The following is a 15047-nucleotide window of genomic DNA, read 5'->3' as shown; positions in this document are numbered from 1 at the left end:
AGTGGCCGTATCAGGCCGCGGCCAGCAGCCGGGTGGGCATGGGCGACGGCAGTGCGTGCGCCAGTTCACCCGGCAGGCGGAAGCGGCTGACCTGCGCCGCCAGCTCATGGGCCTGGCCGCGCAAATTCTCGGTGGCGGCCGCGGACTCTTCCACCAGGGCCGCGTTCTGCTGGGTCATCTGGTCCAGCCGCGACAGGGCCGAGTGGATGGAGAGGATGTCCTGCTGCTGCGCATGGTGGCTGGAGCGTATGTCGGCCATCGTGCGCGCGGCGTCCTGGATGGCCGCCACCACCTGCGCCATGGTGCGCCCCGCATCAGCGGCCAGGGTGGCGCCGGCATCCACCTGCTGCACGGACGCCTGGATCAGTGCCTTGATCTCGCGCGCGGCCTCGGCCGAGCGGTTCGCCAGGCTGCGCACCTCGCTGGCCACCACCGCGAAACCGCGGCCCTGTTCACCGGCACGTGCGGCTTCCACCGCGGCGTTCAACGCCAAGATGTTGGTCTGGAACGCGATCGAGTCGATCATGCCCGTGATGTCGCCGATCTGGTGCGCGCTGCGGGCCACTTGCTGCATGGTCTGCTCCATGCGCGTCACCACGTTGCTGCCTTCGTGCGCGGTGGCTGCCGCCTGTGCGGCGCGTGCCTCGGCATGCTCGGCGGTCTCGGCCGATTGTTGAACGGCGCGTGTCACATGCTCCAGCGCGGCGGCCGTTTCCTGCAGGCTGGCTGCGGCCTCCTCGGTGCGGGTGGACAGGTGGGCGTTGCCGTTGGCCATCTCGGACGAAGCCGTGTGCAGGCTGTGCACGGAGGTGCTCACCTGTCCGGCCAGGCTGCGCAGCGCGGACTGCATGACCGACAGGGACGTCAGCATGTGCCCGGTTTCGTCCCGGTCGTGGCCCACGATGTCCTGGCGCAGGTCCAGCCCCGCAACACGCTGCGCGGTGTCGCTGGCCAGTGCAATGGGCCGCGTGATGCTGCGCACCAGCCACAGCGCGAGCAGGGTGCCCAGCACCAGGGACAGGCTGCCGAACGCCAGCAGCGACCAGCGCGCCTGCTGGCTCCAGCCGCCCACGGCCAGGGCGGCCGTGTCGATGGACTGGCGCTGCGACTGCGTGAGCGCATCCAGCGACCCCAGCAATGCCTGGGACGCGGGCAGGAAGCGCTCGCCATACACCTGCTGAATGCGTGACGTGAGGCCGAAGTCGCGTGCCTGCACCAGTGCGGCCTGGGCCTCGTGGAAGTCGGCGGCCCGCGCCTTCACGCGGGACAGCAGTTCCTCGTCGGCTGTGCCGGCCAGCCGCTGTGCCAGGGTGGCTACCAGCCTGTCGTACTGCTGCTGCGTAGCGGCAATGTCGGCGCCGATGGCTTGCCCCACCTCGGGTTCTGAACTCAACGCCACGGCCTTGTAGCGCTCGGCATTGATGGCCTGCAGCCGATAGGCGTCGGCCACCAGCCGTTCGTTGGCCACGCTGTGCTGAACCATGTCGTCGGTCGACTGGCCGATGTGCCGCAGCGACCACACGCCGATGGCCGAGCCGACCAGACTCAGCGCCAGCACCGTCATGAACAGGCCCAGCAGCCGGCGACCCAGCGGGCCGATGGAAAGAGAGCGGGTAGGGGAAGAAGAGAAGGACATGCGCGTGTTCGGATAGACCAAAAGCCCGTGGAGCCGAACCGCACTATGGACAAAGATTGTGACAATATGTTTTCTAGGCATGCCTTGCCGCGTTCCCTAAGCCCCATCTCACCAGAGACAACGGGACCGTGATTACCCTGCCTTGGGATTGAGCGCTTGCAACACACAGTTGCATTCCGATCCGCCCACCAGGCGGTATCTCTGCCATGGCGTGGAACTTGCACACGCCGGTCATCATGTTCAGCAAAGGAATGCCATGAGGGTTCTGGGGCAGCTTTCCATTCGCGCGCGGCTGTATTTCGCCACGACTTTTTCCCTGGTCCTGCTGACTGCAGTGGGCGCTCTGGGCTACGTTGCGCTCGACCGCTCGCGCAGCACGCTGCAAGAGCTGTTTGCGCGGCAGGTGCAAACGCTCACCGACATGGCCGAACTTCGCACCGGCTTGGGGCACCTGCGCCGCGCCGAGAAGGACATCATCATCAACTTCAACAACGCCGTAGAGGTGCAGGCGCTGCGTGAGGGCTGGAGCCGCCAGTTGGATGCGCTGCGCAAGAGCATGGCGCAGGTGCGCGAGGTGCAGGCCGGCAACGCGGAATTCACGGGTGCACTGGACAAGGCGCTGGCCGAGGTCGGACAGTACGAAGGTGGGCTTGTGCCGATCTTCGACCAGATCGAGCGCGCCCTGCTCGATGGCGCGGGCGCGGGGGCGTATGCCGAGCGTTTCAAGGCCCACATGGACACCACCGATGCCCTGCTGGCCAGCCTGGCCACGCAGGCGCGCGGCCACATGGAAGAGGCGCGCGCCGCCCTGGACCAGCGCACCGCCACCATGTCCACGCTGATTGCTGCAGCCGTGCTGTTGGGGTTGGCGGTGCTGGTGCCGCTGACGTTGTTCAGCGTGCGTTCCATCACGCAATCGCTGGAGCAGGCGCGCGCGCTGGCCGAGCGCATTGCCGCGGGCGACCTGTCGCATGCGGTGCAGTCCCGCCAGCGTGACGAGATCGGCAACCTCGTCGCTGCCATGGGCCGCATGCAGGATGCGCTGCGCACCCTGGTGGGCCAGGTGCAGCAGGCTGCGGGCAGCATCGCCACGGCCAGTGACGAGATCGCCCTGGGCAACCAAGACCTGAGCCAGCGCACCGAGCAGACCGCCGCCAGCCTGCAGCAGACCGCCTCGTCCATGGAGTTGCTCACCGGCACGGTGCAGCACAGTGCCGAATCGTCCCGCCAGGCCAGCGGGCTGGCGGCCAACGCGGCCGAGGTGGCGGTGCGCGGCGGCGCGGTGGTTGCGCAGGTGGTGCAGACCATGGGCGAGATTTCCGACAGCTCGCGGCGCATCGGCGACATCACGGGCGTGATCGACTCCATCGCGTTCCAGACCAACATCCTGGCACTCAACGCCGCCGTGGAGGCCGCGCGCGCCGGCGAACAGGGCCGGGGCTTCGCCGTCGTGGCCAGCGAGGTGCGCAGCCTGGCGCAACGCAGCGCCGACGCCGCCAAGGAGATCAAGGCGCTGATCGGCGCCTCCGTCGAGCGGGTGGAGGGCGGCTCGCGCCTGGTGGCGCAGGCGGGCGAGACCATGACCGAGATCGTGGCCAGCGTGCGCCGGGTTTCCGACATCGTGGCCGAGATCACCAGCGCGGCCGCCGAGCAGGCGGGCAGCATTGGCCAGGTAGGCCAATCGGTCAGCCACCTGGATCAGATGACGCAGCAGAACGCCGCGCTGGTGGAAGAGTCCGCAGCCGCGTCGCAGTCGCTGCGCGACCAGGCCGGCCGACTGACCGAGGCGGTCAGCCGCTTCAAGCTGCAGGGCAGCGCGCCGCAGCCGGGGGCCGTGGCGTTGGCGCGCGCAACCGCCGCTCGGGAAATGGCGGACAAGGACGTTGGCTTGCCCGCGCTTGCTGCGTAGGGAAAGGCCCCAGAGGCAAGGGCTGCGTACAGTCGTTCAGTAACTGCGCCCGGCCTTGTACATGGCGTGCTGGCGCCGCGTGAGCTGCGCGACCTCGCCCACGCGGGCCATGGCCGCGCCGGCGTGCGCGTGGGTGATGGCCAGGCCCAGGGCGTCGGCGGCATCGGTGCCCGGCAGGCCGGGCAACTCCAGCAGACGGCGCACCATCTCCTGCACCTGCGACTTGGCCGCGCGGCCGTGGCCTACCACGGCCTTCTTCATCTGCAGCGCGGTGTATTCGGCCACGGGCAGATTGGCATTCACCAGCGCGGTGAGCGCCGCGCCGCGCGCCTGGCCCAGCAGCAGTGTGGACTGCGGGTTGACGTTGACGAAGATGATTTCCACCGCCGCCGTGCTGGGCTGGTAGCGCGCGGCCACCTCGCTCACGCCGTCGAACAGCACCTTGAGCCGGCCCGGCAGGTCCCCCAGCGCGAGGCCCGTGGCGCGCCCCGTGGTGCGGATGGTGCCGCTGGCCACGTAGCGCAGGCGATGGCCGTCCACGTCCACCACGCCGAAGCCCGTGGTCTGCAGTCCGGGGTCGATGCCAAGGATTCTCATGGACTATTAAATTTATAGCTGTTCGCGCTTACTGCTATTGGTTTTAAGGCCGATTTTGATTGTATGAATGACATGTGGTTCAGGGCAACTCGCTGCGCCCCATGCGCGCCAGCAGCGCGCGCGTGCGCCCGGCCAGGTAGGCCGAGCCGGGCGCCTTCTCGAAGCGTTTGGGCGCCGGCAGCATCACGGCCAGGCGCGCGGCCTCGGGCGCGGTGAGCTGGCGTGCGCTCTTGCCGAAGTAGCGCTGCGCGGCGGCCTCGGCGCCGAACACGCCTGCCCCCCATTCCACGTTGTTCAGGTAGATCTCCAGGATGCGCTGCTTGGGCAGGAGCTGCTCCAGCGCCAGGGAGAGCACGAATTCCTGCCCCTTGCGCACCAGGTTGCGCTCGCCCGACAGCAGCAGGTTCTTGGCCAGTTGCTGGGTGATGGTGGAGCCGCCGCGGATCTTGGGCGCGCGCCCCGTGGCCGACGGCCGGGCGGCCAGTTGCGCCTCGATGCGCGCATTGCGCTCCCACGCCTTTTCAATGGCATCCCAGTCCACGCCGTCGTGGTTGACGAAGTTGTCGTCCTCCGATGCGACCACCGCGCGCTTGAGGTGGTCGGATATCTGTGCGTACGGCACCCACTGCTGGCGCCAGCGCACGCCGCTGCCTTGGGACCATTGCGCCCAGGCCTCGGACCGCTGGAAGGTGGTGGATTCCGGGTCGATCACCGCCATGGCCGCGATGCGCGCCACGAAGAACAGCTGCAGCGCCAGCAGTGCCAGCAGCACCAGCATGCACCAGCGCAGTGCGCCCCGCATGCCTCAGGCCCCCGCGGCGATGGCCGCGCGCAGCTCCTGCAGCACCGGGGCCGACGGCGGGCGCACGCCGCGCCAGAGCAGGAACGCCTCGGCCGCCTGCTCCACCAGCATGCCCAGCCCGTCGCGCGCGGTGGCGCCGTGGGCCGAGGCCCAGTCCAGAAAGGGCTGCGCCGCGGGGCCGTACATCATGTCGTAGGCCAGGCTGCCGGGGCGCAGCACGCTGGCGGGCACGGGCACCGGGCCGCCTTCCAGGCTGCTGGCCGTGGCGTTGATGATCACATCGAAATCGGCCCCTGGCGCTTGCATGTCCAGCGCCAGTAGCTCTGTTTTTTGTAGCGCTGCGAGCGCGGCGTGGCTGTCCACCAGTGCCTGGGCGCGCGCGGGCGTGCGGTTCACGACGGCGATGCGCCGGGGGTGCTGCCGCAGCAGCGGGCCCAGCACGCCGGCGGCCGCGCCGCCCGCGCCCACCAGCAACACGTCGCGCCCGGCGAGCGGAACGCCCGCGCCTTGCGTGATGTCGGCCACCAGGCCCAGGCCGTCGGTGTTGTCGGCATGGATGCTGCCGCCGTCGAACACGAGGGTATTGGCCGCGCCGGCCAACTGCACGCGCTCGCTGCGCGTGGTGGCCAGCTGCGCGGCCTCCAGCTTGAACGGCACGGTGATGTTGCAGCCGCGCCCGCCTTCGGCGGCGAAGCTCTGCAGCGCCTGGGCGAAGCCGTCCAGCGGAACCAGGCGGCGCTCGTAGTGCAGCGACTGGTCCGTCAGTTGGGCAAAGCGCGCGTGGATCCACGGCGAGCGGCTATGGGCGATGGGATTGCCCATCACGCAGTAGAGGTCGGCGGCGGCGGTCATCAGCGCAGGTCGGTTTCCAGGGTCTGGTCGCGCGTGAACTTGAAGCGCGAGACCACGGCGATCTGATCGGCCTTGGCGCGCATCGCCGGGCCGAAGTGGCCAAAGGGCCCCGCGGCGCGGGCGATGGCCTCGGCGCGGCGGTCCAGCAGGCGGTTGCCCGAGCCCTGCACCACCTCGGTGGCCAGCACGCGGCCGTCATGGTTCACGGTCAGGATCATGATCAGCTCGCCGTACAGCTTCTGGCCGCCTTGCTCGGGGAAGTTCTGCGTGCCCTTGTCTTCCACCTTGCGGCGCAGCGCGTCGTAGTAGATGGCGTACACCTCCTCGCGCGTGGCGGGGCTGATGTAGCGCTTGCGCGGGCGGGCGTTTTCCTCGTTGATGCGCTTTTCGATCTCGGCCAGCAGCTTCACCAACTGGCGGCGCTTTTCGTCCTGGGCCTGGCTGTCGGTGCTCTGGCTGGGCTTGCGCGGGTCGGGCTCGGGCAGCACGGCGAGCTGCTTGCGCAGCTGGGCCAGCATCTGGGTCTGCTGCTCCAGCATCTGGTCCATCTTGCGCTGGGCTTCCTCCAGGTCGTCGCCGATCGTGGTGAGGGCCGAGTAGGGCAGGGGGCTGGTGGCGCGTCCCTTGGCGGCCTCGCCGCCACCGGCCAGCGACGCCTGCGCGATGGCCTGCGCCTTGTCGGGGCGCTCGTTGGACTGCGCGTTGACCAGGATCACCTCCAGCGGCGTGTCCTGGAACACGCGGTTGAAGCTCTCGGGGTCCACGAAGCGCACCGTGAGCAGTGCGGCATGCACGGCGATGGAGACGCCCAGCGCGATCTGCAGCGTCGTCAGGCGTTGAAGCAGGGTGGAGATTTTCATCGTCGGGCCGCCATCACTGCAGGCCGCGGCGCCCCTGTAGGGCGGCGCGCTGCATGGCGGTGGAGCAAGGGAGCGGTTGTCACGGCGCCCGATTATCAGCGGTGCCGCCGGCGCCCTCGCCCTCGGCCTCGTTGACATCGACCGCGATGGCGATCGGGCCGGCCACGGCCTCCTCGTCGCCCTCGTCCTCGTCCACCGGGCCGTCGTCGCTGGCATCCAGCGGGTCGTCCAGGCGCGCCACCAGGGTGCCCGCCACGTCCAGCGTGATCTCGTCGATCTCGCCGAGCTTGACGCGCACGCGTGCGCCGCGCGGCAGCTGCTGCGCGCCCAGCACGGGCAGCACCAGTGGCAGGGTGTCGGCGCGCACCAGGAAGCTGCCGTTCGGCCCTTCCTTGAACACGGTGGCGTCCAGCTCGGTGATCTGGTTCTGCTGCAGGTACTTGAGCGTCCAGAAGCGCTCCATGCCGGCCTGGTAGCCGTTGTAGGCGCTGTAGGCGGCATCGAAGCTGCTGATGATGGAGAACAGCTCCGCGTCCTTGGGCTTGAACGGTGCGGCCAGTGCAGCGGTCTTGCCGTGGCGCGCGCAGGCAATGATCTGCCACTGGTTCACCAGGTCCACGTAGCGGCGCAGCGGCGAGGTGGCCCAGGCGTAGCTCTTCACGCCGATGCCGGCGTGCGGCAGCGCCTTGGTGGACATGCGCACCTTCACACCGGGCGCCAGGCTCGCCTGGCTGCGGTAGATGCCGGGCACGCCGTGCTCGGCCAGCATGTTGCCCCAGGTGCTGTTGGCGACGATGGCGGCCTCGGCCACGATCAGGTCCAGCGGCGCGCCGCGCTTGCGGGTGGTGATGTCCACCGTTTCGCTGCCGTTGGGCTCGGCGCCGTCGTTGCGGGGCTTGTGGGCCCCCACGCTTGCCGCTTCGCTGGCTGCGCTGCCCCCCGCGGGGGCGTTCGCGCCTTCGGGCGGCCGGGCGGCGCTCAGGCGGAAGGTGTAGTCCGGCCGGTTGAAGGTCTCGGGCTTGCCGCGCACCACCTCGCGCTGGGCCTTCAGGCTTTTCGCCAGGCGGTGCAAAAAGGAGAGCTGCTCGCGCAGATCCAGCAAGGCCTGTGGCGTGTTTTCATGTTGAATGGTTGGGTCGGCCAACCACTCTTCCGTCACGATGTGGTCGAGCTGGTCGTGGCGCAGGTTCACCGTCACGGGCACGCGCTCCAGGCGCGTCTCGGTGGCGGTGATGGCCAGCGTGGCCTCGTCGATCGTCACATACAGCGACACGGCCGGGTTGGCGCGCCCCTCGTCCAGCGTGTAGATCTGCACCACGTCGCCCGGCAGCATGGTGATCTTGTAGCCCGGCATGTAGACGGTGGACAGGCGCGTGCGCCCCAGCTTGTCCAGGTCGCCCCCGGGTTGGATCGCCAGGCCCGGCGCTGCAATGTGGATGCCCAGCGTCACGGTGCCGGTGCCCAGGCCCTGCACCGACAGGGCGTCGTCGATCTCGGTGGTGGCCGAATCGTCGATGGAATAGGCCTGTACATCCGCCAGCGGCAGGTCGGCCGGCGGCTGGGGTGCCGCCAGCTGGGGAAAGCCCGTGCCCTTGGGGAAGTTGTCGAACAAAAAGCGCTTCCAGTGGAACTGGTAGCTGGAGTCGATCGCACCCGCGGCCTGCAACAGGTCCAGCGGAGCCTTCTGCGCGCTGCGGCTGGCCTCGACCACGGCCTTGTACTCGGGCGCGTTCTTGTCGGGGCGGAACAGGATCTTGTAGAGCTGCTCGCGCACGGGCTGCGGGCAGGTGCCGGCGACGAGTTCGGCGGCCCAGGCGTCGATCTGCGCCTGGATCTGCTTCTTCTTCTCGATGGCGGCGAGGGCCTGCTGCAGCACCTCGGCCGACGCCTTGCGAAAACGCCCCTTGCCCGCGCGGCGAAAGTAGTGCGGCGCCTCGAACAGCGCCACCAGCATGCCGGCTTGCTCGGTCACTGGCGCCTGGGCAGAAAAATAGTCGCGCGCCAACTCGGCGAAGCCGAACTCCTCCTCGGGCGCGAACTCCCAGGCCAGCGGAAGCTCCACGCCGGCGGCGATCTCGCGCGCCCGCGCCAGCAGCTCGGCCGGGGCGGGCTTGTCGAACTTCAACAGGATGTTGGCGGCCTTGACCTTGACGCGTTTACCCGAGTCGAGCTCAATCTGTGCCGAGCTTTCGGCTTCGGAGAGGATGCGGCCGGCCAGGAACTTGCCGGCTTCGTCGAACAGTGCATGCATAGGGGCGCGATTTTCCCATGGCGGCGGGCAGCGCCCCTGTTCGTGGCAGGTGATTGCGGGTGTTTGTCACGCCAGGCCTTCGGCGTGCGTCCAATGGGCAAAGGGTCTCAACGAAAGCGAGGCGAGCCATGCACCCATCCGAGGACCTGCCGCAGGCGGCGGTTGCCACTGCCATCCCGATCGCCGACCGTGCGGCGGACGCGGCCTTGGTGACGCGCGCCCTCGCCGGCGAGGCGGGAGCCTTCGCCGCCATCATGCGGCGCCACAACCGGCTGATGTTTCGCGCCGCGCGCGGCGTGGTGCATGACGACGCCGAGGCGCAGGACGTGGTGCAGGAGGCCTATTTGCGCGCCTTCACGCGGCTGCGGGCCTTCCGCGGCGATGCCGCGCTGGGCACCTGGCTGGCGCGCATCTGCCTGCGCACGGCCTTGGACGTCTTGCGCCGGCGTGCGCGCAGCGTGGCCATCGACCCCGCGCAGGCCAGCGACCAGGAGCCGCAGCCGGAGGATGCCATGTCCTATTTCGCCCCGCCCGACGACGCGCCCGACCAGGCACTTGCGCGTGCCCAGTTGCGCGCCCTGCTGGAGTCGGCCGTGCACAGCCTGCCGCCGCTGTACCGCAGCGTGTTCCTCCTGCGTGCCGTGCAGGAGATGAGCGTGCAGGAGGCGGCCTTTTGCCTGGACATCAGCGAAGAGCTGGTGCGCACCCGCTACCTGCGCTCGCGCGCCATGTTGCGCGACGCGCTGGGCGCGCGGGCGGAGGCCTGCGCCGACAGCGTCTTTCCGTTTGCGCTCGCGCGCTGCGACCAGGTCGTGCAGCAGGTGCTGGACGCACTGGCGCGGCGCGGGCTGCTGGCCTGACGGGCCGGCGCCACCCCGCCCACGCCTATGGCCTGCGCGCCGCTGTGCGCCGCGCCGATTACCCGCGCCGCCGGCGCGGCCCTTGTCCCTTTCTTCAAGGAGATGACCATGAACCGCTCTTCCTTCTTCCTGCCTCCTTCTTCTACTTCTGCACTGCTCGCGCGCCGCCGCACGGTGGGCGCGGCCGTGCTCTCGGCCTCGGCCGTGGCGTTGCTGGGTGGGCGCGACGCGCTTGCCGCCGCTGCCAAGACCGATGCGCGGCAGCACGAGGCCGACGTACGCATCCTCAACACCGCGCTGGCGGCGGAGTACGAGGCCGTGGCCGCCTACCAGGTGGGCGCCGAGAGCGGTCTGCTCACCTCCGGCGTGCTGCCGCTGGCGCAGCAGTTCCAGGGCCACCACAAGGAGCATGCCGACGCGATCGCCGGCGCCGTGCAGAAGATGGGCGGCAAGCCCGTGCAGGCCAAGGCGCAGTACGGCTTTCCGACCGACAAGCTCAAGGCCGAAGCCGACGTGCTGCGCTTTGCCGCCGGACTGGAGCGCGGCGCCGTGTCGGCCTACCTGGGCGCGGTGCCGCTGTTTGCCGACCGTGCCCTGGCGCAAGTGGCCGCCAGCATCCTGGGCGACGAGGCCATGCACTGGGCCGTGCTGCGCCAGGCCCTGGGTGAGGCGCCGGTGCCCTCGGCGTTCCTGTCATGACCCGCGTCCAGGCAGGTGGGCGTAGGCGGGCCTGGGCGTTGGTGGGCGGATTGGCGCTTGGTGCTGCGGGCATGGCGGTCGCCGGGCCCGCACCGGCAACGCCAGCGCTGGCCGCGCCCCAGCCCATGGCGCCTGACGCGGCCCAGCTGGCGCGCGGCCAGCAGATCTACGCGCGCTGCGCGGGGTGCCACGCCATCGAGGGCCACCGCACGGGACCGCAGCACTGCGGCCTGTTCGGCCGCCGCGCGGGCACGGCGCCGGGGTTCGACGGCTACTCCCCGGCCATGAAGGCCAGCGGCATCGTCTGGGACGAGCGCACGCTGCAGCGCTTCCTGAAGGACCCGCCAGCCACCGTGCCCGGCACGTCCATGGGCTACGCGGGCGTGAAGGACGATGGCGAGCGTGCGGCGCTCATCGCCTGGCTGCGCCAGGCTACGCAGCCGGGGAGTGCCTGCACGCCCAGGTAGTCCATTGCTCTGCCTTTGATAGCTGTCAGCGCTTGCTGCAAAAGCGCTGGAGGCATTTTTGGCTTGAAGTGCGGCTAGGGCCTGTTCACACTATTTTTGCCAGTGCGAATGGCGTGAAAACCGCGCCAATCTAGGCGCGTGACGACGCCAAGGCCGGGGCCTTGGCTAGGAGGGCAACGACGAATGGCGCGGTTTTCACTCCGTTCCCTCCGGGTTGCGATCAAAAAGGGCCATTCGCGGCGTTGCCAAGCCTCGCTGGGGTAGCACCCCAGCTTCGTTTGGCGCCTTGCGCCTGGCCCTTTTTGATCGCAACGCATCTGGCAAAAATAGTGTGAACAGGCCCTATTGCCATGGCGGCGCCTATGATGGGTGCCACCATGACGCCCACGATCGCCTTTGCACCACCACCCCGCCATGCGTCCTGATTTCGCGCCGCTGGCGGTCCTGGCGATGGCGCTGCCCTTCGTCTTTGGCATTACCGAGGCTCCGTATTCCAACTTTTGGCCGCTGCTGGCCAGCGGCGCCTGCGCCTGGCTGCTGGCGGCGCTGGCCTGGTGCGGCGCCTGGCGTCCCAGTGCCGCGCGCCTGGGCGCCCATCTGGCGGCGGGTCTGCTGCTGGCGGCGCTGGTGGCCGCGGCCATCGGCCTGGTGCAGTTCTTCATGGGCGACCCGGGGTGGGCGCCGTGGGTGCATGCCTCCAGCCCGGGCCTGGCCTTCGGCAACTTGCGCCAGCGCAACCAGCAGGCCACGTTGCTGGCGCTGGGCGTGTGGGCGCTGCTGTGGTGGGTGGCGCGCCTGCAGGAGCAGGTGGACGGCAACCCGGTGCTGGGAGGGCGCGGCGCGCGCTGGCCGGTGCTGGCGGCGGTCGCGGTGCCCTGGGCCATGGTGCTGCTGGCCACTGCGGGCGCGGCCACGGCCTCGCGCACGGGGGCGCTGGAGTGGCTGGTGGTGTTGGCGCTGCTCGTCGTGTGGCGGCGCAGCAGCGGCGCACTGGCGCTCGGCATGGCCGGCGTGGGGCTGGCGGTCTATGCGGTGGCCGCGTGGGGCTTGCCGCAGCTGCTGCTGCGGTGGACGGGCATGCGCATGGACGGCCTGTTCATGCGGATGGCCGATGGCTCCCAGACCTGCGTCGGCCGCGCTACGCTGTGGTCCAACGTGCTGGAGCTGATCGCCCAGCGGCCCTGGGCCGGCTGGGGCTGGGGCGAGCTGGACTACGCGCACTACATCCACCCGTTTGCGGGAGAGCGTTTTTGCGTGCTGCTGGACAACGCCCACAACCTGCCGCTGCATCTGGCAGTGGAGCTGGGCCTGCCGGCCGCGCTGCTGCTGTGCGGCGTACCGCTGTGGGCCGCGCTGCGCGCGCGCCCCTGGCGAGAGGCGCAGCCCCACCGCCAACTGGCCTGGGGCGTGCTGGCCCTTGTGGGCGTGCACAGCCTGCTGGAGTTCCCGCTGTGGTACGGGCCGTTCCAGCTGGCCACCGCGCTGGCCGTGCTGGTGCTGCTGGCGCCCTGGCTGTCGCGTGCGGCGCGCTGGCGCCCCGTGGGTGCGGTGGTGGCGGGCGTGGCACTGCTGGCGGCACCGGCCATGGGGTTCGTGCTGGTGCGCGACTACGCGCGCGTGAGCGCGCTGTACCGTCCCACGGTAGAGCGGCCCGCGGCGCTGCGCGCGCTGACGGCTGCCGACGCGGCGCGGCAGGTGTGGTTCTTCCGCGCGCCAGCGCAGTTCGCGCAGCTCACCACTGTGGTGGTCACGCCCGCCAATGCGGCCGAGATGCATGCCCTGGCGCTGCAACTGCTGCACTACTCGCCCGAGCCGCGCGTGATCGAGAAGCTCATCGCCAGCGCGCGGCTGCTGGGCCGCGAGGACGAGGTGGCGCTGCACACCGACCGCTACCGCCGCGCCTATCCGTACGACTTCGGGCGCTGGCAGCGCGGCCAGCCTTCCGGTGGCCCGCCGCTGGAGCGCTGATCAGGCCAGGTCGCAGAATGCCAGCACCTCGGGCAGGTGCTGGGCGAAGTCGCTCAGCGCGTGGTCGCCGCCGGGCAGTACGCGCTGGGTGGCTTGCGGGTAGCGCGCGACCATCTCGCGCCAGTCCAGCAGTTCGTCACCCTGCGCGGCGATCAGCAGCTCCGGCCCCGCGGGCGGCAGGTGGCGCACGTCCAGCGCTTGCAGCTCGGCGATGTACTCGGGGCGGAAGAAGAACCGCTCTTCGGGGTTGTGCCACGCGGTCTGCTCGCCGATGTGGCGTTCCAGGTCGCGCGCGGGGTGGACGGCGGGGTTGAGCAGCACGCTGGTGCAGCGCGCCTGTTGCGCCACCCAACTGGCGTAGTAGCCGCCGAGCGACGAGCCGACCACCGCCATGCCCGGTCCCTGCGGCCAGGTGGCGATGCCGCCTGCGACCAGCGCCATCGCCGCGCGCGGCGAAGGGGGCAGCTGTGGGCACCAGAACGTTACGCCCGGGTGGTGCTGGGCCACGTGCGCGGCCACTTGGCGGGCCTTGGTGGACTGGGGCGAGGAGCGAAAGCCGTGCAGGTACAGCAGGTGGGTGGTGGGCATGGCTGTCAGCGTCGGCGCTGTCGAAAGGCAAATGCCGGTCCGGCAACGGTTTTTGGTGGATGATGCGTAGATCTTGTAGCCAGCTTACGCCATGCCCGATTCCGTTTCCCGTCCGGCCACCCTGGGCGCTGCAGCGGGCGCCATGCCCGCTCGCCAGCGCCTGGGGCGATTCGAGTTGCAGCACGTGCTGGGCCGGGGCGCGCAGGCGACCGTATGGCTGGCGCGGGACACGCGCCTGCACCGCGAGGTCGCGATCAAGTGGCTGGCCGACGGCGGCGACGCGCAGGCGCAGGAGCAGTGTCTGCGCGAGGCGCGCCATGTGGGCCGGCTGTCGCACCCGCGCATCGTGCCGGTGTTCGAGGCCGACGTGCACGAAGGCCAGCCCTACCTGGTGTTCGAATATGTGCCGGGCTGCACGCTGGCCGAGCATCTGGCGCATCAGGGCCGCTGTGCGGTGCACGACGCGGTGGAGCTGATGGTGGACCTGCTCGAAGGGCTGCAGGCGGCGCATGAGGCCGGCATCGTGCACTGCGACCTGAAGCCGTCGAACGTGATGGTGGATGCCCAGCGCCATGCGCGGATCATGGATTTCGGCATCGCCGCGGCCATGGCCAGCCCTGCGGGCGGCCCCATTGCGCGCGGCACGCCGGCCTACATGGCGCCAGAAGCGGTGGCGGGCGCGGCGCCCGCGCCCGCGTCGGACATCTACGCCGCTGCGCTGGTGCTCGTGGAACTGCTCACCGGCAGGCGTTTGATTACTGAGCGTGACCCGGTGCAGGCGCTCGCGCATGTCGCCCGCCACGCGCCGCAGCTGCCCGACGATCTGGGGGCAGGCGTGGACGATGGGCTGCGCTCCATCCTGCGCCGGGCCCTGGCGCGCGACCCTGCCGAGCGTTACGCCAGCGCGCAGGAAATGTGCGATGCCTTGCGTGCCTGGGCGGCGCCGGTGAGCGCCCCTACGGCGGCAAGCAATGCCGCGCTGGACTTCCTGCTGCGGCGCATGCGCCACAAGAGTGACTTTCCGGCGCTGTCCGATTCGGTGGCGCGCATCCAGCGCATGACCCACTCGGAGGACGACAGCATTGCCGATCTGACCAACGAGATCCTCAAGAGCGTTGCCCTCACCAACAAGCTGCTGCGATTGGTCAACAGCGCCCCCTTTTCCCACCTGGGGGGCGGCATCGGCACGGTTTCGCGCGCTGTGAGCCTGGTAGGCTTCAATGCGGTGCGCAACATGGCGCTGTCGCTGGTGCTGTTGGAGCACATGCAGGACCGGGGGCATGCCAAGCAGATGCGCGAGGAATTCTTGCGCACCATGATGGCCGGCGCCGTGGCGGCGCAGCTGTGCGGGCCGAGCGACCAGCGCGAGGAAGCGTTTCTCGGCGCGATGTTCCAGGGCCTGGGGCGCATGCTGTGCTCGTTTTATTTCCCGGAGGAGGCGGCCCGGATCCGTGCGCTGGTGGCCTCTGACCGGCCGTCGGGGGGCGATGAAGCCGCGGCTTTGCAGGTGCTAGGACTGAGTAACCGTCTTCGAAGTCAAGCGCAATGAAGCGACTTG

13 protein-coding genes are annotated in these 15047 nt (G+C 69.9%); 6 read left to right on the top strand and 7 right to left on the bottom strand.

Going from position 1 to position 15047, the window contains the following annotated elements; all coding sequences use genetic code 11:
- Window positions 1–10: 10 nt before the first annotated feature.
- A complete protein-coding gene (locus OX89_RS10690; protein ID WP_047350607.1) occupies window positions 11–1636 on the bottom strand; it encodes a methyl-accepting chemotaxis protein in 1626 nt (541 codons plus the stop codon).
- A 256-nt stretch (window positions 1637–1892) separates the two neighbouring features.
- On the opposite strand from OX89_RS10690, the gene OX89_RS10685 reads away from it, so the two are divergent.
- Window positions 1893–3545 carry a methyl-accepting chemotaxis protein gene (locus OX89_RS10685; protein WP_047350606.1) on the top strand — a complete coding sequence of 551 codons (1653 nt, stop codon included), beginning with the start codon at window positions 1893–1895 and terminating at the stop codon, window positions 3543–3545.
- Between the two features lie 36 nt (window positions 3546–3581).
- Here OX89_RS10685 and ruvC read toward each other — a convergent pair whose 3' ends face one another.
- The 5 genes from ruvC to OX89_RS10660 all read right to left on the bottom strand — a co-directional run bounded on the left by ruvC (window position 3582) and on the right by OX89_RS10660 (window position 8907).
- Window positions 3582–4142, bottom strand: coding sequence for a crossover junction endodeoxyribonuclease RuvC (gene ruvC / locus OX89_RS10680; protein ID WP_015914253.1), 561 nt, complete (start codon window positions 4140–4142; stop codon window positions 3582–3584).
- Window positions 4143–4221: 79 nt separating this feature from the next.
- Window positions 4222–4944 carry a monofunctional biosynthetic peptidoglycan transglycosylase gene (gene mtgA / locus OX89_RS10675; RefSeq protein ID WP_011806751.1) on the bottom strand — a complete coding sequence of 241 codons (723 nt, stop codon included), beginning with the start codon at window positions 4942–4944 and terminating at the stop codon, window positions 4222–4224.
- Window positions 4945–4947: 3 nt separating this feature from the next.
- Complete coding sequence (gene aroE / locus OX89_RS10670; protein WP_015914251.1) at window positions 4948–5796, bottom strand: shikimate dehydrogenase; 849 nt, start codon at window positions 5794–5796, stop codon at window positions 4948–4950.
- On the bottom strand, window positions 5796–6656 hold the full coding sequence (locus OX89_RS10665) for an energy transducer TonB (protein WP_047350605.1): 861 nt from the start codon (window positions 6654–6656) through the stop codon (window positions 5796–5798). Before OX89_RS10665 ends, aroE begins: the two co-directional genes overlap by 1 nt.
- A 79-nt stretch (window positions 6657–6735) precedes the next feature.
- Window positions 6736–8907 (bottom strand): ribonuclease catalytic domain-containing protein, encoded by a 2172-nt coding sequence (locus OX89_RS10660; protein WP_047350604.1) that lies wholly within the window; start codon window positions 8905–8907, stop codon window positions 6736–6738.
- A gap of 128 nt (window positions 8908–9035) precedes the next feature.
- Between OX89_RS10660 and OX89_RS10655 the strand changes: the two genes are divergently transcribed.
- The 4 genes from OX89_RS10655 to OX89_RS10640 all read left to right on the top strand — a co-directional run bounded on the left by OX89_RS10655 (window position 9036) and on the right by OX89_RS10640 (window position 12901).
- Window positions 9036–9767 carry an RNA polymerase sigma factor gene (locus tag OX89_RS10655; protein WP_047350603.1) on the top strand — a complete coding sequence of 244 codons (732 nt, stop codon included), beginning with the start codon at window positions 9036–9038 and terminating at the stop codon, window positions 9765–9767.
- Between the two features lie 108 nt (window positions 9768–9875).
- Window positions 9876–10466, top strand: coding sequence for a ferritin-like domain-containing protein (locus OX89_RS10650; protein WP_047350636.1), 591 nt, complete (start codon window positions 9876–9878; stop codon window positions 10464–10466).
- 71 nt (window positions 10467–10537) lie between these two features.
- A complete protein-coding gene (locus tag OX89_RS10645; protein ID WP_047350602.1) occupies window positions 10538–10933 on the top strand; it encodes a cytochrome c family protein in 396 nt (131 codons plus the stop codon).
- Window positions 10934–11347: 414 nt separating this feature from the next.
- Window positions 11348–12901 (top strand): Wzy polymerase domain-containing protein, encoded by a 1554-nt coding sequence (locus OX89_RS10640; RefSeq protein ID WP_047350601.1) that lies wholly within the window; start codon window positions 11348–11350, stop codon window positions 12899–12901.
- On the opposite strand, the gene OX89_RS10635 is transcribed toward OX89_RS10640, so the two are convergent.
- On the bottom strand, window positions 12902–13489 hold the full coding sequence (locus OX89_RS10635; protein ID WP_047350600.1) for a YqiA/YcfP family alpha/beta fold hydrolase: 588 nt from the start codon (window positions 13487–13489) through the stop codon (window positions 12902–12904).
- A 91-nt stretch (window positions 13490–13580) separates the two neighbouring features.
- Here OX89_RS10635 and OX89_RS10630 point away from each other — a divergent pair, with 91 nt between their 5' ends.
- A complete protein-coding gene (locus tag OX89_RS10630) occupies window positions 13581–15038 on the top strand; it encodes a serine/threonine protein kinase (RefSeq protein WP_084002048.1) in 1458 nt (485 codons plus the stop codon).
- Window positions 15039–15047: the final 9 nt, after the last annotated feature.

The sequence above is a fragment of the Diaphorobacter sp. J5-51 genome, assembly GCF_001023515.1.
In the GTDB taxonomy this organism is placed as follows: Bacteria; Pseudomonadota; Gammaproteobacteria; order Burkholderiales; family Burkholderiaceae_C; genus Diaphorobacter; species Diaphorobacter nitroreducens.
Note: the sequence above shows the minus strand (reverse complement) of the source record. Positions and strands in the feature narration are given on the sequence as shown.

What these genes read in the sequence shown, in the direction of transcription:
- OX89_RS10690 (WP_047350607.1), bottom strand. Translation starts at nt 1,636, where the DNA reads ATGTCCTTCTCTTCTTCCCCTACCCGCTCTCTTTCCATCGGCCCGCTG.
- OX89_RS10685 (WP_047350606.1), top strand. Translation starts at nt 1,893, where the DNA reads ATGAGGGTTCTGGGGCAGCTTTCCATTCGCGCGCGGCTGTATTTCGCC.
- ruvC (WP_015914253.1), bottom strand. Translation starts at nt 4,142, where the DNA reads ATGAGAATCCTTGGCATCGACCCCGGACTGCAGACCACGGGCTTCGGC.
- mtgA (WP_011806751.1), bottom strand. Translation starts at nt 4,944, where the DNA reads ATGCGGGGCGCACTGCGCTGGTGCATGCTGGTGCTGCTGGCACTGCTG.
- aroE (WP_015914251.1), bottom strand. Translation starts at nt 5,796, where the DNA reads ATGACCGCCGCCGCCGACCTCTACTGCGTGATGGGCAATCCCATCGCC.
- OX89_RS10665 (WP_047350605.1), bottom strand. Translation starts at nt 6,656, where the DNA reads ATGAAAATCTCCACCCTGCTTCAACGCCTGACGACGCTGCAGATCGCG.
- OX89_RS10660 (WP_047350604.1), bottom strand. Translation starts at nt 8,907, where the DNA reads ATGCATGCACTGTTCGACGAAGCCGGCAAGTTCCTGGCCGGCCGCATC.
- OX89_RS10655 (WP_047350603.1), top strand. Translation starts at nt 9,036, where the DNA reads ATGCACCCATCCGAGGACCTGCCGCAGGCGGCGGTTGCCACTGCCATC.
- OX89_RS10650 (WP_047350636.1), top strand. Translation starts at nt 9,876, where the DNA reads ATGAACCGCTCTTCCTTCTTCCTGCCTCCTTCTTCTACTTCTGCACTG.
- OX89_RS10645 (WP_047350602.1), top strand. Translation starts at nt 10,538, where the DNA reads ATGGCGGTCGCCGGGCCCGCACCGGCAACGCCAGCGCTGGCCGCGCCC.
- OX89_RS10640 (WP_047350601.1), top strand. Translation starts at nt 11,348, where the DNA reads ATGCGTCCTGATTTCGCGCCGCTGGCGGTCCTGGCGATGGCGCTGCCC.
- OX89_RS10635 (WP_047350600.1), bottom strand. Translation starts at nt 13,489, where the DNA reads ATGCCCACCACCCACCTGCTGTACCTGCACGGCTTTCGCTCCTCGCCC.
- OX89_RS10630 (WP_084002048.1), top strand. Translation starts at nt 13,581, where the DNA reads ATGCCCGATTCCGTTTCCCGTCCGGCCACCCTGGGCGCTGCAGCGGGC.